This window comes from Brucella sp. BE17 (assembly GCF_039545455.1).
GTDB lineage: Bacteria > Pseudomonadota > Alphaproteobacteria > Rhizobiales > Rhizobiaceae > Brucella.
Genome location: NZ_CP154467.1, coordinates 251,935 through 273,865, shown reverse-complemented (window position 1 = coordinate 273,865; position 21,931 = coordinate 251,935). Strand labels below are relative to the sequence as shown.

Here is a 21,931-nt window from a genome sequence, read left to right as displayed (position 1 = left end):
GTCTCAAACTGCTTTCTCAGAGAATTCTGCAGAAATACGGTCGCAAATACGGGTAGTTGCCTGACCGTCGCCATAAGGATTATGCGCAAGGCTCATTTCGCGATAAGCGTCCTGTTCCGTCAGCAATCGATGCGCCCAAATAGTGATTTTTTCAATATCCGTACCAACGAGTTGAACTGTCTTCGCTGCCACGGCCTCGGGACGTTCCGTGGTATCGCGCATAACCAACACCGGCTTTCCCAGAGAAGGCGCTTCTTCCTGCACACCACCAGAATCCGTGATAATCATAAAAGACTGCATCATCAGATAAATGAAATCGATATAATCGACCGGCTCGATCAGTCGCACGTTATCAATACCGCTCAATATCCGATTGACTGGTCCACGCACCGCAGGATTGAGGTGAACCGGATAAAGGATATCGACGTCGGAATGGGTGGTGGCAATCACACGCAAAGCTTCACATATACGCTCAAAACCACCGCCAAAATTCTCGCGCCTATGGCCGGTCACCAAAATCAGTTTGCGATCAGGACGCAGATAATCATATGTCTTTCGCAAGTTCGACCCGAGATCTGCGTCTGTTTCAATGCGCTGCTTGATTGTCAACAAAGCATCAATGACAGTATTGCCCGTGACCAGGATTTTATCAGAAGCTACCCCTTCCGCCAGAAGGTTGGCGCGTGATTGCTCTGTCGGTGCAAAATGCAGATTTGCCAAGACGCCCGTCAGTTTCCGGTTAGCTTCCTCGGGCCAAGGGGAATAAAGATTACCAGTCCGCAGACCTGCCTCGACATGCCCAACGGCAATTCGTTCGTAATAGGCCGCGAGAGAAGCTGCGAAAGTCGTTGCTGTGTCACCGTGGACAAGAACGATGTCCGGCCTCACGTCCTTGAGGATTCTTCGCATGCCCAGAAGAATCGACGATGTCACATCCGTCAAATCCTGATTGGGTCGCATAATCGCCAGATCGCTATCTGGAACAACTTTGAAAATCTGGAGAACCTGATCCAGCATCTCGCGATGCTGTCCGGTCACGCATATATGCGCATCAAAACGCTCGTCCGCGCGCAAGGCCAATGACAATGGTGCCATCTTGATTGCCTCGGGTCGCGTTCCCATGACACAAAGAGCCTTGATTGGCTTCATTCAATCAGTCCTCTCTCAAACTCAGGAAAGTGGTTCCTATCCGTTTGCCCCCTGGAGTACAACAGTCAACTTGTCACCCCTATATGAAGCTTCTGCCGAGATCACCCGCGCTTCACGAAAACAGAATTTCAATGCTTTTTAAAAGCGTTTCCATTAAAGAAGGGGAATATAGTCGTGAGAGCGTCAAAAAAAAGTCAAAAGATTAGCTCGCGCTAAAACTTTCCAACGGGCTGTCTTATATCGTGTTTCCTGGATTGATTTTGACTTCTGAAACCCACGAGTCAACATCACCTGTATTTGTCGAATGCTTTCTTCAACAAACGTGAATTATGGCCTCCCACAGACTACCCGGGAAAAAAGTCTTTTGGATAGAGTAATGGGCGCATAGATAAAGCCTTGGACTAGAGCACCCAAACCTTTCCATGCTTTACTCGCCCGAAAATATAAGCTCGCCCGTTCATAAGCCAATGCCTGTGAAAAACGGCGTTGGTAACGCTGAGGGATGCGTAGACCATACCGTGTAGAGAGTTCACTCAGCACGTTCAGGCGATCTTCTTTTCCTGCCCTGCGTGACGAGGGAGAAACCAGCGCAACCAACACCCCACAATGGCCTATATTAGATTGAAGCACTGCCCGGAGGAGTAAATCCCAGTCTTCATAAACCCTGAAATCTGGATTATAACCGCCAATGTCCCTAAAGAATTTACGCTTTATCATCAGCGTACTGCCAGCCGCAAAAATATGTCCCGAAAAAAGGGCCCGCTGGATGCTGAACATCTCTCCCGTTTCCTTCGACGCAGCAATGCGCTTCTCGTCGCGTTGATAAGTATAATCACCTACGCATCCCATCCAGTCACCATTTAAATGCATAGCTTTCAATTGAGCCTCGATACGTCCGGGCAAAGCCACATCGTCGGCATCCAGGAAAACGATATAATCGCCCCTTGCCTGCTCTGCACCAAGATTACGTGCAGATGCGGCCCCCCGGTTTTCGGGCAGTAGAATAATGCGAAGCCTTTTTATTTCGTCTTCCATCTCAAGGGCAGGCGACAGCACACTATGGTCATCGACAATGATGATTTCATCATTGTCTGTAAGCTGTGGTGCTATTGAAGCGACGCATTTTTCCAGAAGTCTATTCTGGTTGTAATGTGGAATTATAATACTAACTGTTGGTCGCGTTGTTTCTTTCATCGAATTGCGATCTTTCACAATAGCTTTGCGTTCTTTTCTACCAAGCTTAAATAGGACTTTTATTTAAAGAGGCTGGTTGGAGATCGCGCGTTCATAAACCTCCAGAGTTCGCGCTATCACGATCTCGTTCGAGAATTTATCTTCCACCTTTTTTCGAGCTGACACAGCCAGATCTATGCGTAATTTTTTATCCTGTACAAGCATTCTGATAGCTTCCGCAAGCGCAACGGCATTCCTTGGTGGGACTAGAAGCCCCGTCTCCAGGTGTGTTACGATTTCACGGCAGCCTGGCACAGCCGTTGTGACGATTGCACAACCGGAAGCACCGGCCTCGAGCAAGGATTTAGGCAAGCCCTCGCGATAGGAAGGCAAGCAGAAGATATCGGCATGGCGGATGGTCTCAGCCATATTTTCCGAGCGACCATTCCATTCAATAATGCTCTGATCGCACCATCCATTCAGCTCATCTCGATCAACGCTGCCAGGGTTGTCTGGATCCGGCTCACCGACCAGAACGAAACGACAACTCAGCCTCTCAGCCTTAAAAATTTTTGCAGCTTCTACAAATTCCCTCACGCCCTTTTCTCGCAACAAACGCGCTGCCAGCATGACGATTATATTATGTTCCCGCTCTCGTTTTACATAGGGAAAATCAATAAGGCTGACGCCTGCACCTTCTATCAAAAAGAGTTGTTCTGGCTTGGTAAGATTACGTGTAATCAAATCGGTTCGGTCATCGTTATTTTCAACGATTATCAGTTTGTTGTGCCCCCTCAACGCTACCCTGAGTGCCATCATAACAATCGGTCTCAAAAGACGAGCCTTAGTCGTATCAGAGGAAAAAACAAAACCCATTCCTACCGGCGCATTAATAATCTTCCTCAGTCTCGCAAACCAGGCCGCAAACGCCCCTACAACAATCGGGCGCAGAGCAATGTGATGGACAACATCGGGTCTGATACGCCGATAAATCTGAGCAACCTCTCTTATCTCCTTTAAAAGGAGCAAAGGTTGAAGGCTCGTGCGCCGCATATTCAAATGTATGAGATTGAATCCAGCAGCACGTATTTCATCGCCTCGACTACCGACGCGGGTAACAACATGAATATCCCAGCCCGCTTCTTTCGCCGCTTTGGCTCTTTCCATAAAATGTGATAAAAAAAACCAGTCCTCGGCAATGAGATAAATAAGCGATTTGGACAATGGAAAGGCCTATCCTTGGTTTCTGGTAGAAATGCTTTTGGTCATACCATAGCAATTTAGGACTGTCCCGTTTGTAATCGACATCGCATTGATAGCTTGAATATCGTATGGCCTAACCATCGATTCTTGTTTCAGGATGCATTAAAGACGCAATGACTAGAAAACAGATTATCATCGCATCCGCTCATCCGTTTATGGCAGACATGAGACTTGGTACTTCCTATCTCTCAGAGGCACTCTGTAAGCTGGGATGGGATGTTCTCTATATAGAACAACCGACAAGCCCCCTGCACCTTTGCCACCCCGGCGCTCGTCAAGTATCTTGGAAAAAAACAAAGGGCGCTCTACGCCTATTGTCAGGTGAGATTCAAACATTTCGCTTTGGTGACGGGCACCTAACACTTTTTCAGACCATTGTTCCATGGCCACATATTAATATGCCGCTATTGCGTGGCGAACATATGCTGAACCACTGGTGGCGATATGCCCTTCCGCGACTTTCGACCGTGATGAAAAAGCTCGATCTAACCAGCCCAGTCGCGTTCCTCACCGACAGTCCGTATTTTTATTCCTTGGCAAAACATCTTGGCCTCCCTACCATCTATCGGTATGCTGACCGAATCCAATATTTTTCTGAAATCACGCCCACATTGTTAGCGAAACAGCGCAGTGTATTAGACACGTGTAGTCTCGTTCTTTATACATCTAAAGCCATGCAGGCTGACTTGAGCGAACGGAATGGGATGACGTCTTATTTACCCAATGGCGTCAATACTTCGCTCTATGAAAAGCCCTATGCCGAGCCGCCTGAGTTGAACCATATCGCTAAGCCACGTATAATTTATAGTGGCACCCTCGGTCCATGGCTGGATGTCGCTGCGATACGCGCAGCCGCAGCTGCATTGCCGGATAAGCAATTTGTTCTGCTTGGTAAAGCCACCATGAACCACCCAGAACTTCAAGGCCTCTCCAACATCCACTTTATAGGAACAGTGCCTCATTTTAGGGTGCCTGAATTCCTCCAGCATTCCCAAGTCGGGATCATCCCGTTCGATATGTTAAATCAGGCTGAGTTCGTAAAGGCCATCAATCCGTTGAAGCTTTACGAATATTGTGCCGCAGGTCTTCCAGTCGTCAGCTATATTTCTGAAGAAACAACAAAGCCAGGAGATCTAATCAATTATTATAGAACACCAGAAGATTTTGTAGCTTCGATTTGCGATGCCCTTGAACGACCCGACACGGAGGAAATTCTCCGTAAAAAATGGGCAAGGGAGATGTCGTGGGACAGTCGAGCAAACGAGCTTCAGCGGTTGATAAATCGGTTAGATGAATTCTCTGCAACGTCGGAACATATTTAAAATATCTGGAGCAACTCATTCCATTGCGGATTGTCCGCTCCCCGCCGCACAGAAACTGAAAACGGTTGCGTAAACTCTACTGATGTACCTGTGAAACGGGGGTACGGGCTATCGGCGCGCAGTTCCCCTTTTAGAGGGGAATATAATGTGTGGCTCTCTACACATTACGACAGCTGTTCAATGCGCTTCTTCTCCATCCTCGACATTTGATCAAGATTTTATATTGGAGACCAACCTGCCATAAAGCTCTGGACGGCGGCTATCAAAGATTGAAATGCCATAGCCAATATCAGCAAAAAACAACTCCTTCACACGAGCGTTTTCAACATCGACTTCTGCCACCACCAGCGCGTCGGCCAAGGTCGAGCTGGCAAGCACCTCACCCTTCGGCGAAACGATCCGGCTACCACCATAAAAGCGCTTGCCGAATTCCGCATCAGCACGGTCAGCAACTGCCGTATAAACGAAATTTTCAATTGCGCGCACGCGCAACATATCATTGGCCAGCATGGATGCGGTCTCTGGCCAGTTTGTTGGCATCGCAATCACATCGGCACCATCGAGTGCCAGTTCGCGCGCGCATTCTGGAAAACGCAGATCAAAGCAGATCATGACGCCGATTTTCAACGGCCCGATATCGAACACACGCGGTCTTCCGCCGTCGCCGGGCTTAACATACCGATCAGCGCCCATTTGCGGCAGGTGTTGCTTGCGATAAAGACCTGCCTGCCCTGACGGCGCAAGAACCACTGCGCTGTTAAAGACGGCATCGCCGTCGCGTTCAAGAAGCCCGATCACGGCATGGCAACCGGTCTCGGTAACAGCTTGCTGGATAGGTAAAAGACGCGGATCATCAAGCGCAACAGCAGCATGCTCTGTCTCCTCGCGTGTCTCGAACATATAGCCGGTGAGCGCACATTCAGGAAAAATGACGACACAGGCTCTCGCAGAAGCTGCATCGCGAATAGCCTTACAAACGGCACGGATATTGTGGTCAAGATCACCGGGCAATGATGACATCTGCGAAACGGCAATTTTTGGCAGAACCATTTGTTACTCCTCTCAGATCAGAATGTGGCCGGTTCGTTAAACCAGCCACATCGCAAATATATTGTATCTTGCGAATTAGCGGAGTTCTTCTTGTCCCTGCCGCAGCAGGAAGGTCATCACCGCCGCAAACAAAAGCAAGCAGACGACCAGCCACAGGCCCGACGACGGATGTCCGGTCGCGGTTTCAGCCAAGCCCATGATGTTGGGGCCGACAAAGCCTCCGAGGATACCGCAAGAATTCACAAAACCAATGCCACCAGCCAGAGCCGCTCCAGACAAACGCGAGGCTGGAAAGGTGAAGATAATGGAATTGACAACCCAGAACACGGTGGCCGATGCGCACATGCCGATGAAACCAACGACTGGACCCGATACGAGACCAATGAGAAATCCACAGGCCATCACGGTCAGGGCGAAGGAAATCAAGCCCCGCGCCCTGCCCGGTGTTGTCGCCAGTCGCGGCAGATAGATTGCGCCGATAGCAGAAGCTATCCATGGCAAGGTCGCCAGGAGACCGATTTCAAGCGGTGTGAGATTACCATAACTGCCAATGATGCTCGGCAGGAAATATGCCACTGAATAGATCGCCACCTGATGGCAGAAGTAGACAAGGATTGCGAGCAATATTTGCCAATCGCGAATGACATCGAAAAGGCGGTGATTGCCTGAGCCTTTAACGCCTTCCTGAACCTCTGCGGCCAGTCGGGCTTTCAGGTCGGCGGCTTCTTCAGGCGTGACCCATGAAGCTTGCTCTGGTGTGTCGGGCAGCACTTTCCATACAACATAAGCGAGTGCTACGGCAGGTAGGCCTTCAATAAGAAACATCCATTGCCAGCCGTGAAGGCCGCCCCAGCCGTCCATGGTCAAAAGAATACCAGCCATGGGCGAACCGATAATATTGGCAAAAGAGGCACCGAGCAGGAAAAAGCCGTTGGCCTTGGCCCGTTCAGAGCGCGTGAACCAATAGGTGAAATAGAGCATCACGCCGGGGAAAAGACCCGCTTCTGCCGCGCCCAGAAGAAGGCGCATGACATAGAAAGAGGTTGGCCCCTGCACAAAGGCCATGCCAGCCGAAATTAGCCCCCATGTGACCATGATGCGCATGATCCAGAACCGGGCACCAACTTTGCGCATGATGAGGTTGCTGGGCACCTCGCACAAGGCATAAGTCAGAAAGAAAAGGCCCGCACCAAGCCCATAGGCCGCAGCCGAGATACCCAAATCGATTTCAAGCCTGTCCTTGGCAAAACCGATATTGGTGCGGTCTAGAAAGCTTATGACATAGACCAGACATAAAAGTGGTAGCAGCTTCCACAAAATTCGTTTGGATAGCTCATCCCTGTTAATCGTCGCGCTCATCGCGCTCCTCCCATTTTGATGCATATTAGAGACTTTCCAAAGCGCGGGCTGGCTCCAACCAGCGATGTCGCGCCATTGGGGGACAAGATTAGCCGCGCGGCGCTTTTGCCGTGCGTTCGACCGCACGCAGGAATTCAAAATCGCAACCCGTATCGGCTTGCGTTACTTCCTGCATGAACAGCTTGCGGTATCCGCGTTCCGCCTGTTTTGGGGCAACTGGCGGCAAGGCTTTGCGCCGTGCATCCAGTTCTTCCGCGGCAACCAGCAGATCAATGCTTCGTTGCGTGACGCTCAATCGAATATGGTCGCCATTTTGCACAAGCGCCAACGGCCCACCGATTGCGGCCTCGGGCGTGACATGCAGAACAATTGTTCCAGCCGCCGTGCCGCTCATGCGCCCGTCGGAGATGCGCACCATGTCCTTCACGCCCTGACGCGCGAGTTTCTTCGGGATTGGCAGATAACCCGCCTCCGGCATGCCGGGCGCACCGATTGGGCCTATATTTTTCAGAACCAGAACATCATCGGCGGTAACATCAAGATCAGGATCATCAATCCGGTTGGCCAGATCTTCGGAGTTCTCGAAGACCACCGCCCTACCCTCATGTTCCATCAAATCAGCACTGGCCGCCGACTGCTTGATGATCGCACCTCCCGGTGCCAGACTGCCCTTGAGATAGGCGATGCCGCCGGCAGGATAGATCGGGTTGTCAAGGCTGCGCACGACTTCCTGTGAAAACGGCTTAAAGGCGTCAATTTCCTCGCCAAGCGTGCGACCTGTAACAGTCATGACATCGAGATTAAGTAGCGGCTTCAATGTCGACAGGATTGTCTGCATACCGCCAGCCCGGTGCAGGTCTTCCATATAATGCTGACCGGAAGGCTTGAGATCGACCAACACCGGTGTTTCACGGCTCATACGGTCGAATGCATCCAGATCGATATCGATGCCCATACGCCCCGCAACAGCGGTCAGGTGCACAATACCATTGGTTGATCCACCAATCGCCAGAAGCACGCGCAACGCATTTTCAAATGCTCCAACGGTAAGGATTTTATCTGGTGTCAGTCTGGTTTCGGCCATGCGCACGGCCTGCGTGCCGGTCATTTCTGCAATACGCATCCGTTCGGACGTGACGGCAGGCGGACTTGCAGCGCCTGGCAGCATCATGCCGAGCCCTTCGGCAATACACGCCATCGTGCTCGCCGTACCCATAACCGAACAGGTCCCGACGCTAGCCACGAGACGCGAGTTCACCTCGGTTATCGCTTCATCATCGATCTCATTACCGCGATACTGTCCCCAGTAACGACGGCAATCCGTACAGGCTCCGACGCGCTCGCCGCGAAAACCACCCGTGAGCATCGAACCCGTAACAAGCTGGATTGTTGGAATATTCGCTGATGCTGCCCCCATCAACTGCGCGGGAACGGTCTTGTCACAACCACCAATCAGCACGACCGCATCCATTGGCTGCGCGCGGATCATTTCTTCTGTGTCCATGGACATCAAATTGCGCAGATACATGCTGGTGGGGCTGGAGAAACTTTCGGCTATCGAGATTGTCGGAAATTCTATGGCAAGACCGCCCGCCATCATTACGCCTCGACGCACAGCTTCGATTAGCTGCGGCATGTTACCGTGACAGGGATTGTAGCCACTACCCGTATCGACAATGCCTATAATCGTGCGATCAAGCGCGTCATCGGTGTAGCCAGCGCCTTTGATAAAAGCCTTTCGCAGAAACAACGAAAATCCGGCGTCACCGTAATTCGTCAATCCCTTGCGTAGGCCGCGCCTTGCATCACGGTCATCCGTATCCGTCATAGAATCTCTGCTTCTATATTATTAATGAAATTATTAATAATCTGATTAAAGCCATTTACGCAAGCCCCCTTGCGCATTGTTTGTTGGCAATGCGTTTGTTAAGAGGAGAAAAGAGCCCGAGAAAACGTAAGGCAAAAGCGGCAATGGATCTGGAAGAACTCGTCGCCACACTTGAAGAAGATATTGTTCTTGGCGTCATTCAGCCGCGGCAAAGACTGATTGAAGATGAAGTGATGGCGCGCTTTACGGCCAAGCGGCATGTGGTGCGACAAAGCTTTACCGAACTTGAACGCATTGGCCTGGTGGAACGTCGCCGCAATATCGGCGCTGTCGTACGCTCTTATACCGCAGAAGAAGTGACAAATTTATTTGCAGTGCGCGAACTGCTGGAAGGTTACTGCGCAGATACGCTCCCGCTGCCAGTTAGCGAAGATCACATCACCGAACTCGAAGCCATTCAAACGAAGCACGACAATGCCATCGCCGAAGGAGATTTACGGGGCATTTTTCGCGCCAACATGGCCTTTCACCGCACCTTGTTCGGCCTTTCGGACAACCCTGTGCTTGTTACCGCGATACACGACCATGCCCAACGTGCTCATGCTATCCGCAGTTCCAACCTGCGCTCTCGCGAGCATATGGAACGTGCCCGTCTTGAACACTGGGCTATGATTGAGACGCTCAAGAACGGTGACCGCAAGCGAATGGTCGAACTATGCAAAGCGCATATTCAACCATCACGTGATGCCTATATCGAAGCTACATCCGATCGAATCATTTCTTGTCCCAAACTGTATGATACGGAAGCTTGATCTGGGCCTCGCGGATCGGCTTTTACGACACAGAAACATTACCCCTACCGGCGCGACTAAGTCTTTTCTATGAAAAAACCCGGCGTCCCATTATTTTGCAAGCGTTTTATCGAGATTTAACCGTCACATCGACAGTGGGGAGCCCGTCACTTCCGCGCCGTTATCCGAGATAAGTACGCAACATCGGAACGAGGTACGGTGAACAATGATAAGTTTGTTTACCCTCTTAGACCATTAATTTCGGCACAAACTCCGCGCATCCAGTAAACATTGGCAGTTGCGAGAACGGCTCAAGAGTGTCGAAGTGCCGCCTGCCCATGATCAGATTATTTGAGGCTGAAAGCAAGATAACGCGAACCGATAACACGCCCCAATCGTGCCGAAAGGCTTAGACGCCAATAAAAAATATTTCGGCGCCTCTGAAGATTCTGAACCTGATGTCTGACTGCCATAAGAAGCTCGCTGTTTGGAGCTGACAAGACAAACCGAAACAGTCGAATCGGCATGTGTCATAGCTCTGCGCCACAGTTAAGTGCGCATTCGGCGAATTGGAAAAATGTGAGGATTACCAGCTTGTGGAACATTAAGTAAAACCAAAAAACTTGATTTTACTCAAAATTTATGGCTGGGGCGCCTGGATTCGAACCAGGGAATGCCGGTACCAAAAACCGGTGCCTTACCGCTTGGCTACGCCCCAAAAAAAACAAACCGATGCAGTCGGCTGGGCGGCCTTATAGCCGCTTCAAAAGCCAAGTGCAATCGCATTGTCATCAATTCCCACACCCACTGCAAGATGAAGGACGATCTGAGCACATGGCTTCACGCATTCCTTTTTTCTTGGGCCCTTTTTAAACGTTTGCCTCAGCCGGCAAAGCTGGTAATTCCATCATTGAGTATTGTTGTCTGGCGGTGCGCGCATGATTTTTCTGACAATTCTTTTTCTATTCAGCGCTGTTCTTTGCGGGCTCGGGCTGATCATCCTGTCCCGCATCTTGTCGCCGTCCTTTCTTGCTGCAAGGATGAATGCGCGCTCCAATCATGTCGTTGCAGCACGTCAGATCGGCGGGCTTGCGCTCATACCGAGCATTTTGGCTGCGGTTCTGATTTTCAGTCCAGATATAGAGCTTCCCCTTCGACTGCTGACGTGTCTTACAGGCGCCTCTATCCTGCTTTGGCTCATCGGTGCGCTCGATGATCGATACGAACTTTCCGAGAAAATCCGGCTCGGTTCGCAAGTCGCGGCCGCCTGTGCGGTTCTTTACGGGCTTGGACCAGAATTCAGGATCCTGCCGGCCCTGTTGCCGCATTGGCTGGAAGCGACAATGATCGTGTTCACACTTCTTGTCGCCATCAACGTCACCAATTTCATGGATGGACTTGATCTAATGACTGTGACGGGGCTTGGCATTCCCATGGCCGGAATAGCGCTTCTCGCAAACCTCGGCTTTGCAGGAGCATCAAGCGGCGGGCTTGGCGCGATTATCGCGGGTGGCCTTCTCGGATTCGCCTTTCTCAACGCTCCTCCGGCACGCATATTTCTGGGCGATTCCGGCAGTCTGCCGCTCGGTCTTATGGCAGGTACGGTTCTTGTGATGCTGGCGCGTGAGACGCATATCGTGGTAGCGCTGATTTTGCCGCTCTATTATGTGCTCGATGCTGGCACCACCATCATCATGCGGCTACTCCAGGGTGAAAACATCCTGAAAGCCCATTCAAAACATGCCTATCAGTCCGCAAAACGCGCCGGATGGAGTGTAGCCAAGGTCGTTGCACACATCACAGCACTGAACGTGGTACTCACCGGCTGCGCGGTGGCACTCATGGCGCTCGACCATCCACTCGCGCAACTGGCCTTTTTTCTGATTGCCGTGGTCGCCACGCTGGTTCTGCTGCTCGATTTTCGCGGTCGTTTCAGGAAGCTATGACGCTAAACAATATACGGCGCATCTCCACCTCATCACCCGCCTCAACCGCTCTGCGCAGCCTGTCGAGGCTTTCGGGCACATCGATCGTGGCCTTAGCTCTTTTGGGGGCACGCATGATCTTGGGATGAAGTGTCGCCTGCGCCTGCGATGGATCGTAGAAGAGCTCCTCATACATTTTTTCGCCCTCTCGAATGCCAGTGATCTCTATGGCTATATCGCCGGATGGATTGTCGTCACTGCGCACCGACAGTCCTGCCAAGAGCACCATGTTTTCGGCAAGATCGCGGATTTTCACCGGCTCCCCCATCTCCAAAAGCACCGTATCCCCGGATTGGGCAATCCCGCCAGACTGCACGATAAGCTCTGCCGCTTCCTTGATCGACATGAAATAGCGCGTCATGTCCTCATGCGTCAGCGTAATCGGCCCACCATTGGCGATCTGTTCGCGAAACAACGGCACCACAGAGCCGTTTGAACCCAGAACATTGCCGAAGCGCACCGAATAGAATGCCTTGTCCTTTCCCGCTTGCTCCGCCAAGAGACCGCAATGATAGACCACCAGTTCCGCCCAACGTTTCGTTGCTCCCATGACATTGGTGGGGCGCACAGCCTTATCGGATGAAATCAGCACCATCCGCTCTACATCGGTAGCAAGTGCGGCCTCAGCCACCTCCAGCGTGCCGAAGATATTGTTTTCCACACCGATGAAAGGGTTCTTCTCCACCAGCGGCACATGTTTGTAAGCTGCGCAATGATAGAGCGTGTCGACCGCATGAAGGCGCAATGCCTTCTCCACGACAGCGCGATCAGTGACAGATCCCAGCACCGGCACGATCACGCAGCCAGCGATCTGCCGCAATTGCCGCTCAATCTGATAAAGCGCAAATTCGCTCGATTCGAAAAGCACAATGCATTGCGGGTTCCATTGCGCAATCGCCCGACACAATTGGCTGCCGATCGAGCCGCCCGCCCCCGTTACCATGATGCGACGACCTTCGACCACGCCGCGCATAAGCGCAATATCTGGTGGCACCGGCGAACGCCCAAGAAGGTCATCGATCTCGATATTACGTAGCGCTGACACCAGATATTTGCCGGTGGTGAGATCGGCGATGGGGGGCAAAATGCGCGCATTGACCGGCAACCGTCCAAGCAGTCGCGCCAAATCCTGGCGCTGTTTCTGGGACAGTCCAGGGTCGGATACCAGAACCTGCTTGATGCCGTAATTATCAACGAGAACAGCTATCTCCTCGACGCCGTAAACCCGCAGGCCAACGACGTCCATGCCCCGCTCCTGACCCGACGGATCAACGAAGCCGACCACCATCGTATCGCTATGACTGCGCAAGGCTGTCGCAAGCTGGCGGGCTGGTTCCCCGACCCCAACGATCAGAGCCGAACTGGTAAAATGGCGTCCTATTTCAGCATTGCGCAACAGCCACTTGGCACCAAAGCGGCTTGCGGTGATCAAGACAGTACTCAAAAGCCAGTAAAGCAGCGGCACCGAGCGCGGCAGTCCAGCAGCCCCATAAAGCTCCATCAGGAAGACGACCGCGACCCAAAAAAGCGCCGCAACTGCCATAGCCTGAAAGATTGGCCAGATCGCTCTTTCCACCAGATACCGGATGACAGCTCTATAAAGGCCGAAACGGATAAAAACAGGGATGGCCAGCATAGGAGCTATGGCAATCAGGAAAAACTGCGCCTGGCTCGGCGTGAACACAAAGCCAAGGCGGATAACGAAGGCGAGATAGGCACTGAGCAAAAGCAGGACGCAATCGCTCAGCATCAAAATAATCTGTTTGGTGATGCGCGGCAAAAGCGCCAGCCTCTGCCAAGGGTATTTAAAACTCATACACGTGTTATCCTGATTCCCCGCCAGAGCGTCAATGGAATCATACGGCTGCCAAAAAGCTTCGCCGAATTCCAACCAAAGCGCCCTTTTATTCGAGAACTGTTAACATGAGTCCCCGAATGGAGCCATATCAATTGACCTATCCGTCAATCGACGAACGTGTTTCGCTAGTGTGGCTTAGAATCTCGTGTGGTTGACCGATTTGAAGTTCCTGAACGGGGATGCATGTCAATGACAGGAACTTCAAATCCACCATACTAAAGCTTCATCAAGCTATCGTCTGTTCTTCCGCAAAATGCCTCAGGCAACAGGAGTGCCGGTTCTTATGCTGCGCCATAGCGCACCATCGGAATAAGCCAGTTGCGCACCGCCGCTGGCATCGCTGACATAGATGATTGCGCCTGTCCCCTGCTGCGATGCGCTGGGCAAGGCCAAACGCGTATAGGATGCCGGTCTGATCGCTCCGTCGACGTCGAGCCGTGCCTGCGGCCAGGTCGAGCCGATCGCGACATTGCCTGTCGCCCGGTCCACACGCACGGCTTCGTGCCATCCTCCGGCATCATCACCGACCTTGATGCTGAAATCATTGCTGCCATTGAGCCCCATCTCGGCATGCCCCTGCCAGCCCGACTGAAACAGAAGGCTTGCCGTATCGGCTTCGGCCTGCTTGTTGACTTTGATCTGATGTCCCGCACCGGCATTGTTGAAAAGACTTGCTTCGGAAGAAAGCGTGAGACGGTTGACCGCATCAGCGCTTGCCTGGATACCGAGCGTTGCGACGGAAAGATCATCGGGCACGCCGCCCGTTGAAATCCAATTCGCTCCGTCGAAGACCAGAACGCAGTTTTCGGCCTCGACATAAGCCTGCCATCCGGTCTGCGGCGTGATGAAAAGCCAGCCATCGTCGATGAAGGAGGCGATTGTGCCATCCTTTCCAGCCCATGAACCGGTCGCGGGTGATGCCACGATATAGCGCTCACCGGGTAGAGGTCTCTGCGGTGCGCCGGTGCTGTCGCGCGACTTGACGCCGAGATTGACCACGGCATCAAGAAGCCGCAGGGCTTCATTATGGGTAACGTGCTTCTGTGCCTGACTGGGCAGGATATAGGGAAGCTTGAGATTAGGCGTTTGATCCATGATCGGTTCCTCGCAAATGATAATCGAGGAGTTTATGGTCGCCACGGCTTACGGGGATAAGTCGGGCGCAAACGTCAGATATGAAAAAGGCCGGGGGATGCCCGGCCTTCCGAATTTTATGAGAGCAAGATCAGCGCTTGAAAAGCGCAGTCAATGCCGGCACGCCACAGGCGGCAAGCGCGAGTTTCACCACATCGCCGACGATGAAGGCGCCAAAGCCGAAGGCAATGCCCTTTTCAAGGCCGAAAAGGTAGGCCATCCAGCTGGCACCCATAGCGAGGACCACCACTTCGGCCAGTAGCATGACACCGCCAAGCGCCAGCGGGTTGCGCGCCAGACCCTTGTCGGCAGCGCGGCCTATCATCCATGCTGCGACCAGATAGGACAGCAGATAACCGCCCGTCGGACCAACCATATAGGCAAGGCCAATGCCCTTTTCGGGCGTGCCGGTGAAGACAGGCATGCCAAGCGCACCTTGAAGCAGATAGAGGGCTACGGTCGCAACAGCGAGGCGCGAGCCATAAAGAGCCGAAATCGCAAACAGTGCAAAGGTCTGCATCGTCACATTGACATAAAGCAGATCGACCTTGATGTTGGCCGAGATGGTCAGAATGGCTGTTCCAACCAGTGCAAGCGACACGAACCAGAATGCACGCGACAATTGCCGTGTCGGCAGATAGTCAGCGATGAGCGATGCGGTTGCGACTTGTGACTTGGCTCTATGGGACATGTCCTGCTCCTGAACGAAATATGATTTCATGAACGTCAAAGCCCGATGGTAATATTGCCCGCTCCGGCTGTTCACGTTTGATACCCAACTATATAAGGCCTATTGCGTTTTATCAATCGAACCATAGTTAAATTGGAAGCCGTTTTCATGGCACTTGTTTTTGACAGCAGTTTCTCCCCTGAATATGGGAGGCAGGTGCCGCTCAGTAAAGGGATTGCGCGGCTGACGGTCCATAATCCGAGTGCTTTTACCTTTTACGGCACCAACAGCTACATCATTGGCGAGGACACACTAGCAATCATTGATCCCGGTCCAGTGGACGAATCACACTATCGAGCACTTCTCAATGCAATTGGCGAGCGACCGGTCAGTCATATCTTCATAAGCCACACGCATCGCGATCATTCGCCGCTTGCAGAACGTCTGAAGAAAAAGTTCGGCGCATTGACCGTCGCCGAAGGCCCGCACCGCCCTGCCCGTCCCTATCATGCGCACGAAGTCAATGCGCTCGAAGCCAGCGCAGACATGGATTTTGCGCCCGACATTCTTCTTGCCGACTGCGCAAGGATAGAGGGCGATGGCTGGGCGCTCGAAGGCATTCACACGCCCGGTCATACGGCCAATCACATGGCTTTTGCACTAGAACAGAGAGGGAAAGAAACCGGCGTCCTTTTTTCCGCCGATCACGTCATGGCATGGGCGACATCGATCGTCGCGCCGCCGGACGGGTCGATGAGCGATTATATGGCGTCGCTCGAAAAACTGCTTGCGCGCGACGATACGGTCTATCTGCCGGGCCACGGTGGTGCCGTGATGAAGCCGCAGGCTTTCGTGCGTGGTCTGCGTACCCACCGAAGAATGCGCGAGCGCGCCATTTACGAGCGCATCTTGCAAGGCGACCGCCGTATATCGGACATGGTCAAGGCGATCTATCGTGACACCGATCCGCGCCTGCATGGTGCCGCTGCTCTTTCGGTAATGGCGCATCTGGAAGATCTGGTGGGACGCGGCGAAATCATTACCGATGGCAATCCGGCACTCGACGGCGTTTATTTTCCGGCCTGATCCCTGCAATCACTCCACGTCGGCAGGAGCCTTGTTGACCTCGCCTTCCAGCGCGCCGAGAAACTCTGTGATCAGGGCGGCGTTCTGCCCCATGTCGCGTGTGCCATAGCGCGATAGCGATCGCATATCGACATAGGTCGTCTCACCCTCATCAAGAAGGCGAATGATGATATCGCTTTTGAGGCCGAGAATGAAGCTGTGGGCGGTGGCGACGAAGCTTAGCGTACCTGCCTCCTGCTCTGCCACATCGCTGGTAATGACCTGCCAACCGAAATCCTTGAGAACATTTGCAACACCTTCGGCAACGCGATCGGGGGCTGCCTCGTAACGTCGACCGATGACATCGGGATAGATGATAAACTGCGTCAGCGCATCGCCGCTTACCCGGGGTGTCAGGGGGTTCATAAAGGACAGGCGCTGCGGCATGTTGGCCGGAAACTGTGGCGGCGTCTCCAAATCAGTGGAAACATCGTAAAAGGGCGGCGAACGCAGCCAAAAAGTACCGAATGCCAGAAGAGGCACCAGCACGATTAGTGCCAGTAAAACCGCAGCACTGGAACGCATTCCTCCCTTGTCGCCATGCACCCAGAGATTGCGCAAACCCCGCAAAGCACAGATCAACCCCAGCACTGCCAGCAAGAAGCATATCGCAGCCGCAATAACAAGGTCCGGTGTTTCGAGCGTCGAGAACCGGTGGAAGACAAAAGATGCCGTCAAAAGCAAGGTCGCCAGCAAGCCAAAGCGTGATGCCCATACAGCAGACCGCGACTGGCGTCGCTGATAACGAAGCTTTCTCATCCTCATTCCCGTTCGGATATTCAGGCGCGCCCCACAATTGCACAGAGCGTTTCGAGTTTGACATTCATATAAGAGCTTGAGCTATGCCGGAATTGAATGTCAAATTCAATTCACCCTTATCGCAGAATGGAACCTGGAATTCGATCGATTATTTGCACCAGAATGACATGGATTTGGGATGTTGCTGCGCGGCGCGCAATTACGCGCAAAGCGATCACTGTCAATTATACTCTCTTTAAGAGTGCATTATTTTGGTGCTTATATAGAACGCGCAATAATTAACCGCGAATTTTCTTGGTATTTCAATTTTAAAAGCATTGCAGGTCCTTCTAATGAAAGGCATGTATATATTAGGGGGCTAATTCGGATTCGTCAGAGAGGACGGAATGAATCATACTCCCGATAACGGTGCTGGCCGGGTCGGCGTCGCCTCTCCGTCCGACTCTGGAACCGAAGAAGTGATGACGCTCGAAGCCGTCGAGCTGGAATTTGCTCTCGGCGCTATTGATGTTTTGCTCGAAGGTTTTGACGCAGCCCTTGTAAAGGCCACTGAACGAGTAGGCGGCAAGGTACTGTTCAACATGCCTGCCATCGATACCAGCATGGCGCAACGCATTGGCGCCATTTCCATTCCCGCGCAGCCGCATGATCAGGTTATTTTTGTAACCTTGCACAATGATGGCACCACGTTGACGGTCGGAAAACCGGACGGCGACAATGCTGTTTTCGAGAGCCTTGGGCGAAACTATGCCACGGTCATGAAAAGCCTTGCCCCCACTGAGAATGCTGCCGATAATCTTGTAAAAGGCGAATGATTATTTCTTGTCTCGCGGCCTTGCGGTTCCAGCCCCTGCTTCACCAATACCACTTGGAAGCTTATGCGTCGGAACCGGGTTCAACGTCAGCGTGGTTTCGACATCACGCAGGAGCACGAATTTCATGCCCTTCGCCTTCAGCGCCAGAACACCCTTGACCACACCGTCGCCTGCCGAACGCGATGGCTGGTTGATATGTGAAATGATGACATCGCCGTCCCGCGCCCCCGAAATGCGCCGCGCCACAACGGGTGCCAGAAGCGAAGCGCCCTGATCGCCATTGAGCGAATAGCCACCGATGCCATAACCAAGGCTTGTCGCAAGATCGATCGCATCGGTGGAATAGCGTGCGGTGGCATCGCGATACCATTTTGGCTTTGGTGCGCCCGCATCCATGATAGCCTTTGCCCCGCCCTCGATCTCGGCGCGCACGGCAGCAAGCGATCCAGCGGTGCGGATACCATAAATTCTTGGCACATTGGTTGCCGCAGGCACATGCATCGCGCCATGGTCTTCGATAGCAAACAGATCGGCATTGGCCTTCAGAATTGCAAAAGCCTCGCCGTTCTGGCGCAACCAGCGCGCAGTCACGAAAATAGTCGCCGGAATTTTCTCCCTGACCAGCATGTCAAGAATGCGTCGGTCGGTCTTGCCCATGCAGGCATCAAGCGTCAAAGCTACCTGTGGACTTGATACACCACCGCGCGCAATGGTCAGCCGCGGCTCGACCAGGCGGACTTTTTCCTGTCCTTGCTGCAGCTGCGGCTCGAATGCCCCTGCAACAGTACCAGCCAACAGAAGCACTGCCCCTGCCGCCAAAAATCGTCGCAACATATGCTGCCTCAAGAAGAGTTGGTGTTCAAATGGCCGCACTTGAACACCCAAACCATAGATAAATTATGGCCATAACTCAGCCATTACTTTCCCGAATTGCCGCCTGCGCCGCAGCCAGGCGGGCAATCGGCACTCGGAAAGGCGAGCAGGAGACATAATCCAGGCCAGTCTTTTCGCAAAAAGCGATTGAAGCGGGATCACCGCCATGTTCGCCGCAGATGCCAAGCTTGATATTGCTGCGTGTTTTACGCCCGCGTTCGGCAGCAATCTCCACCAGCTCACCAACACCTTCCACATCGAGCGACACGAACGGGTCCTGCTCGATTACACCACGCGCCTGATAGGTCGAAAGGAAAGGGGCTGCATCGTCACGCGAAATACCGAATGTCGTCTGCGTCAGATCATTTGTGCCAAACGAGAAAAACGCTGCCGTCTCGGCAATCTCCCCTGCACGAAGCGCTGCACGCGGCAATTCGATCATGGTGCCGACCATATAATCGATCTTCAAACCTTCCTCGGCCATCACTTCTTCAGCCACCGCATCAATACGCGCTTTGACAAAATCAAGCTCGGCCTTGAGCCCCACAAGCGGCACCATGATTTCCGGCACCACCGGCTCGCCGGTCTTTTTGCCCGCCTCTACCGCAGCTTCAAAAATCGCGCGTGCCTGCATTTCGGCGATTTCGGGATAGGACACCGCCAAGCGGCAACCGCGATGACCGAGCATCGGGTTGAATTCGTGTAATGATTCCGAGCGTTCGCGCAATTTTTCCGCGTCCACGCCCATGGCATCCGCCACTTCCGCGACTTCCTCATCCGTGTGCGGCAGAAACTCGTGAAGGGGCGGATCGAGCAGACGGATCGTTACCGGCAGGCCCTTCATGATTTCGAACAGTTCGACGAAATCCGAGCGCTGCATCGGAAGAAGTTTTGCGAGCGCCGCACGACGTCCGTCTTCGCTGTCAGACAGGATCATTTCGCGCATGGCGACAATCCGGCTCCCGTCAAAGAACATATGCTCAGTGCGGCAAAGCCCTATGCCTTCGGCACCAAAAGAACGTGCAGTACGCGCATCTGCCGGGGTTTCGGCATTGGCGCGCACTTTCATGCGTCGCGTCCTGTCAGCCCACTGCATGAGCTTGCCGAAATCGCCTGAAAGTTCGGGCTGTAGCATGGCGACAGCACCTTTGAGCACCTGTCCGGTACCGCCATCGACCGTGATGACCTCACCCTTGGCGAATTTCTGTCCTGCTGCCAGCATGACGCCATTGCGGTAATCAACGCGCAGCGAGCCGGCGCCAGAAACGCAGGGCTTACCCATGCCTCGTGCAACAACCGCTGCATGGCTGGTCATACCGCCACGCGTGGTCAATATGCCTTCTGCCGCATGCATGCCGTGAATATCCTCAGGGCTGGTTTCAACGCGCACCAAAATGACCTTGCGCCCTTCTGCCTTGGCTTTTTCGGCCTCTTCCGACGAGAAAACGATTTCCCCGGTCGCGGCTCCCGGTGAGGCTGGCAAGCCCTGGCCGATCACGATACGCTCGGCCTTGGGATCGATTGTCGGGTGTAAAAGCTGATCGAGCGAGGCCGGATCGACGCGTTTTACGGCTTCTTCCTCAGAAATCAGACCTTCGGCTGCCATTTCGACGGCCATTTTCAGTGCTGCCTTGGCAGTGCGCTTGCCCGAACGAGTTTGCAGCATCCACAACTTGCCGCGCTCGATGGTGAATTCCAGATCCTGCATGTCGCGATAATGGCTTTCGAGCCGTTCCGCAACTTTTAGAAATTCACCAAAAGCCTCCGGCATAATCTTTTCCAGCGACGGCTTGTCGGAACCGGCGGCAATACGCGCTTCTTCGGTGATGTTCTGCGGTGTGCGGATGCCTGCCACCACGTCCTCACCCTGTGCATTGACCAAAAACTCGCCGTAAAGCTTGTTTTCACCGGTCGAGGGATTGCGCGTGAAGGCAACGCCTGTTGCTGATGTCTCGCCCATATTGCCGAACACCATAGCCTGCACATTGACTGCCGTACCCCAGGCGGCCGGAATATTATGCAGGCGGCGATAGGTAATGGCACGCGCATTCATCCAGCTCGAGAAAACCGCGCCAATCGCGCCCCAAAGCTGCTCGCGCGCGGCTTGCGGGAAAGCTTCGCCCCGTTCTTCCTCGACTTTTTCCTTGTAAAGCGCGATCACTTCCTTCCAGTCATCGGCGCTTAAAGCCGTATCGACATCGACACCGAGGCTCGCCTTTTTGTCATCAAGGATTTCCTCGAAAAAACCATGATCGACGCCGAGCACCACATCGGCATACATCTGGATAAAGCGGCGATAGCTGTCATAGGCGAAGCGCTCATCGCCGGCTTCGCGTGCAATTGCCGCGACCGTTTCATCATTCAAACCAAGGTTCAAGACCGTATCCATCATACCGGGCATGGACGCGCGTGCGCCTGAACGCACCGAGACCAGCAGTGGCTTTTGTGCGTCACCAAAGGCGCGTCCCGTCAGGCTTGCAATATGCTCCAGTGCGGTTGCGACCTGCGCTTCCAGTTCCGGCGGATAGGAACGCTCATGATCGTAATAATAGGTGCAGACTTCGGTGGGAATGGTAAAGCCGGGTGGCACCGGCAGCCCCAGGCTGCTCATCTCCGCGAGATTGGCCCCCTTACCGCCAAGCAGATTACGGTCGCTTGCAGCGCCCTCTGCCTTGCCGTCACCAAATGTATACACCCACTTCGTCATCCCGGTCTCCCTTGCACCGCATACGGTTCGTCCGGCTTTGCAATAAAGCCTCCTCTTCATACCGCTCTCG

17 protein-coding genes and 1 tRNA gene are annotated in these 21,931 nt (G+C 53.2%); 5 read left to right on the top strand and 13 right to left on the bottom strand.

Annotated features, from left to right (window positions below):
- Window positions 1-3: 3 nt before the first annotated feature.
- The 3 genes from wecB to AAIB41_RS01310 all read right to left on the bottom strand — a co-directional run bounded on the left by wecB (window position 4) and on the right by AAIB41_RS01310 (window position 3,546).
- A complete protein-coding gene (gene wecB, locus AAIB41_RS01320) occupies window positions 4-1,149 on the bottom strand; it encodes a UDP-N-acetylglucosamine 2-epimerase (non-hydrolyzing) (RefSeq protein WP_343313824.1) in 1,146 nt (381 codons plus the stop codon).
- A 327-nt stretch (window positions 1,150-1,476) separates the two neighbouring features.
- Complete coding sequence (locus AAIB41_RS01315) at window positions 1,477-2,343, bottom strand: glycosyltransferase family 2 protein (protein WP_343313823.1); 867 nt, start codon at window positions 2,341-2,343, stop codon at window positions 1,477-1,479.
- 63 nt (window positions 2,344-2,406) lie between these two features.
- A complete protein-coding gene (locus AAIB41_RS01310) occupies window positions 2,407-3,546 on the bottom strand; it encodes a glycosyltransferase family 4 protein (RefSeq protein WP_343313822.1) in 1,140 nt (379 codons plus the stop codon).
- Window positions 3,547-3,698: 152 nt separating this feature from the next.
- Here AAIB41_RS01310 and AAIB41_RS01305 point away from each other — a divergent pair, with 152 nt between their 5' ends.
- Entirely contained in the window at window positions 3,699-4,907 is a 1,209-nt protein-coding gene (locus tag AAIB41_RS01305) for a glycosyltransferase (protein WP_343313821.1), read from the top strand.
- Between the two features lie 210 nt (window positions 4,908-5,117).
- On the opposite strand, the gene AAIB41_RS01300 is transcribed toward AAIB41_RS01305, so the two are convergent.
- The 3 genes from AAIB41_RS01300 to AAIB41_RS01290 form a co-directional block, all read right to left on the bottom strand.
- Window positions 5,118-5,957 (bottom strand): carbon-nitrogen hydrolase family protein, encoded by an 840-nt coding sequence (locus AAIB41_RS01300; protein ID WP_343313820.1) that lies wholly within the window; start codon window positions 5,955-5,957, stop codon window positions 5,118-5,120.
- A 75-nt stretch (window positions 5,958-6,032) separates the two neighbouring features.
- A complete protein-coding gene (locus tag AAIB41_RS01295; protein WP_343313819.1) occupies window positions 6,033-7,316 on the bottom strand; it encodes an MFS transporter in 1,284 nt (427 codons plus the stop codon).
- 88 nt (window positions 7,317-7,404) lie between these two features.
- On the bottom strand, window positions 7,405-9,144 hold the full coding sequence (locus AAIB41_RS01290) for an IlvD/Edd family dehydratase (RefSeq protein WP_343313818.1): 1,740 nt from the start codon (window positions 9,142-9,144) through the stop codon (window positions 7,405-7,407).
- A 143-nt stretch (window positions 9,145-9,287) separates the two neighbouring features.
- Between AAIB41_RS01290 and AAIB41_RS01285 the strand changes: the two genes are divergently transcribed.
- Complete coding sequence (locus AAIB41_RS01285) at window positions 9,288-9,956, top strand: GntR family transcriptional regulator (protein WP_343313817.1); 669 nt, start codon at window positions 9,288-9,290, stop codon at window positions 9,954-9,956.
- Between the two features lie 622 nt (window positions 9,957-10,578).
- On the opposite strand, the gene AAIB41_RS01280 is transcribed toward AAIB41_RS01285, so the two are convergent.
- Window positions 10,579-10,653: transfer RNA gene (locus AAIB41_RS01280), tRNA-Gln, on the bottom strand.
- A 220-nt stretch (window positions 10,654-10,873) separates the two neighbouring features.
- Between AAIB41_RS01280 and AAIB41_RS01275 the strand changes: the two genes are divergently transcribed.
- Window positions 10,874-11,881, top strand: a complete 1,008-nt coding sequence (locus AAIB41_RS01275; RefSeq protein WP_343313816.1) for a glycosyltransferase family 4 protein — start codon at window positions 10,874-10,876, stop codon at window positions 11,879-11,881.
- Here the strand turns inward: AAIB41_RS01275 and AAIB41_RS01270 are convergent.
- From AAIB41_RS01270 to AAIB41_RS01260, 3 genes are all read right to left on the bottom strand, one after another.
- Window positions 11,868-13,736, bottom strand: a complete 1,869-nt coding sequence (locus AAIB41_RS01270; RefSeq protein ID WP_343313815.1) for a nucleoside-diphosphate sugar epimerase/dehydratase — start codon at window positions 13,734-13,736, stop codon at window positions 11,868-11,870. The genes AAIB41_RS01275 and AAIB41_RS01270 overlap by 14 nt on opposite strands.
- Before the next feature lie 300 nt (window positions 13,737-14,036).
- A complete protein-coding gene (locus AAIB41_RS01265) occupies window positions 14,037-14,873 on the bottom strand; it encodes a DUF2793 domain-containing protein (protein ID WP_343313814.1) in 837 nt (278 codons plus the stop codon).
- 130 nt (window positions 14,874-15,003) lie between these two features.
- On the bottom strand, window positions 15,004-15,603 hold the full coding sequence (locus tag AAIB41_RS01260) for a biotin transporter BioY (RefSeq protein WP_343313813.1): 600 nt from the start codon (window positions 15,601-15,603) through the stop codon (window positions 15,004-15,006).
- A 147-nt stretch (window positions 15,604-15,750) separates the two neighbouring features.
- On the opposite strand from AAIB41_RS01260, the gene AAIB41_RS01255 reads away from it, so the two are divergent.
- Window positions 15,751-16,668, top strand: a complete 918-nt coding sequence (locus AAIB41_RS01255) for an MBL fold metallo-hydrolase (RefSeq protein WP_343313812.1) — start codon at window positions 15,751-15,753, stop codon at window positions 16,666-16,668.
- Window positions 16,669-16,677: 9 nt separating this feature from the next.
- Here AAIB41_RS01255 and AAIB41_RS01250 read toward each other — a convergent pair whose 3' ends face one another.
- The gene (locus AAIB41_RS01250) at window positions 16,678-17,466 is read right to left on the bottom strand and encodes a DUF1499 domain-containing protein (RefSeq protein WP_343313811.1); all 789 of its coding nucleotides are present in this window, start codon (window positions 17,464-17,466) and stop codon (window positions 16,678-16,680) included.
- Window positions 17,467-17,852: 386 nt separating this feature from the next.
- Between AAIB41_RS01250 and AAIB41_RS01245 the strand changes: the two genes are divergently transcribed.
- Window positions 17,853-18,281 carry a hypothetical protein gene (locus tag AAIB41_RS01245; RefSeq protein WP_343313810.1) on the top strand — a complete coding sequence of 143 codons (429 nt, stop codon included), beginning with the start codon at window positions 17,853-17,855 and terminating at the stop codon, window positions 18,279-18,281.
- Here AAIB41_RS01245 and AAIB41_RS01240 read toward each other — a convergent pair whose 3' ends face one another.
- Window positions 18,282-19,115 carry a polysaccharide deacetylase family protein gene (locus AAIB41_RS01240; protein WP_343313809.1) on the bottom strand — a complete coding sequence of 278 codons (834 nt, stop codon included), beginning with the start codon at window positions 19,113-19,115 and terminating at the stop codon, window positions 18,282-18,284.
- Between the two features lie 76 nt (window positions 19,116-19,191).
- Entirely contained in the window at window positions 19,192-21,861 is a 2,670-nt protein-coding gene (gene ppdK, locus AAIB41_RS01235) for a pyruvate, phosphate dikinase (RefSeq protein WP_343313808.1), read from the bottom strand.
- Window positions 21,862-21,931: the final 70 nt, after the last annotated feature.